3 protein-coding genes are annotated in these 1,558 nt (G+C 71.2%); 2 read left to right on the forward strand and 1 reads right to left on the reverse strand.

All coding sequences use genetic code 11. From position 1 onward, the window contains the following. Positions 1 to 550, forward strand: a 550-nt coding sequence (locus tag EAO76_RS42330; protein WP_222872274.1) for a hypothetical protein, incomplete at its 5' end; no start/stop codon positions are given. Between the two features lie 92 nt (positions 551 to 642). Next, positions 643 to 819 carry a hypothetical protein gene (locus EAO76_RS45125; RefSeq protein ID WP_187439036.1) on the forward strand — a complete coding sequence of 59 codons (177 nt, stop codon included), beginning with the start codon at positions 643 to 645 and terminating at the stop codon, positions 817 to 819. 65 nt (positions 820 to 884) lie between these two features. Here EAO76_RS45125 and EAO76_RS42335 read toward each other — a convergent pair. Next, on the reverse strand, positions 885 to 1,558 hold a 674-nt coding region (locus tag EAO76_RS42335), incomplete at its 5' end, for a SpoIIE family protein phosphatase (protein ID WP_148841539.1).

Raw genomic sequence — 1,558 nt, forward strand, 5'->3', positions numbered from 1 at the left:
CCGCCGCCTCGGGGTCATGGCCCGCTGGGCCGTCACCCAGGCCGGGGCCGCCACGCACGTGGAAGAACTCACCGCGCTCCTCGGCAACGACGAGAGCGTCGCGCAGTTCGACGGCTGGACCAGCGCCGTCGACGTCGACGGCGTCCAGGTCTTCGCGTGCATGCTCTACCTCGCCCACCACCCCGAAAGCGCCCGGTTCTGGTGGAGATTCGCAGCCGGCGCCGGAAGCACCGCCGCCGCGTACTGCCTCTACCTGGACCACCTCGGCCTCGGCGAGGGCCGCGAAGCCCAGTTCTGGAAGCAGCAGGTCACCACCGCCCTCTTCCAGCTCGGCCCGGCCCCCCTCGACACGGACCCGGAAGAGTTCCTGAAGGCACTGGAAACCGTCACCGGCTACTCCGCCCGCCACAACACCCGCCGCACCGTGCTCACCGGGCGGCTGGAAGCGGACTTCGAGCGCCTCACCAACCACCACGACGACGACGGCCTCGTCTGCCGCCCCGTCCCTCACCTCGCCGACCGCATCCACGAACTCGCCGTCAGCCGGTGAAAAAGAAAGAAGTCCGGCCGGGGCCAAAGGTTCCTACGCCGCCCAGCCCCCGCCGGACCCCTGCAACAGCACCCGGAACAACGGAGTACCACATGCACAGTACCCACCACCCCGGCACCACGGACCAAACCAGCCGAATCCGCCGCACGAAACGCTGGCTCACCCGCCGCAGCCACGCACTGCTCTCCAGCGCCCTCCGCGGCGCCGCCTACGCCACCGGAGCCGGCACCGTCGGCCTCGCCTTCTGGTGGCTTGAGAACAACCTGTAGTCGAAACTGGCCGGGCTCGGCTCGCTGCCGGGCTCGGCCAACCCCGAAGAGCGGATCGGCCAGCGCTACTGCTTCCAGCTGTTCGCTGCTCGATCTGGCAGCAGACTCAGCTCGAACCAGACGACCTTGCCGGTCGAGAGCCGGGTCGCTCCCCACCGTCTGGCCAGCCGGTTCACCAGGAAGATGCCGCGACCGCCCTCGTCCATGTCCCGCGCCCGGCGCTGCCGGGGCAGCTGCGGGGCGTCGTCGCCGACCTCGCAGCGAAGGATGTCGGTGCGCAGCAACCGCAGCGAAACCGGTCGCTCCGCGTAACGGACGGCGTTGGTGACCACCTCGCTGACGAGCAGTTCCACCACGTCGGAGAGGTCATCCAGCTCCCACCGGCTGAGCGCGCGGCGGACCAGCCTGCGGGCCCGGCCCGGGGCGGTCTCCTCCGGCTTCAGGTGCCAGTAGGCGACGTCGCTCGGCGCGATCCCGTCGAACCGGGCGGCGAGCAGCGCGATGTCGTCGTCCCGGTCACCGGGGCCGAGCATGTCCAGGACGTCGTCGCACAGCGCCTCCAGCGGCGGCGAGTGGTCCGGGCCGGTGAGCCGGGCGGTGGCGGCGAGCCGTTCGCGCAGCATCTCGATGCCGGTCCACACGTCCCGCAGCCGGGACTCCACCAGGCCGTCGGTGTACAGCAGCAGCGTGGCGCCCGCGGGCGCGTCCAGCTCGACCGCCTCGAAGTCCACCCCGCCGA

It is taken from the genome of Streptomyces sp. sk2.1, from assembly GCF_008120935.1.
GTDB lineage: Bacteria > Actinomycetota > Actinomycetes > Streptomycetales > Streptomycetaceae > Streptomyces.

Bases quoted from the DNA above. Each gene is read 5' to 3' on its own strand.
- EAO76_RS45125 (WP_187439036.1), top strand. From the start codon at position 643: ATGCACAGTACCCACCACCCCGGCACCACGGACCAAACCAGCCGAATC.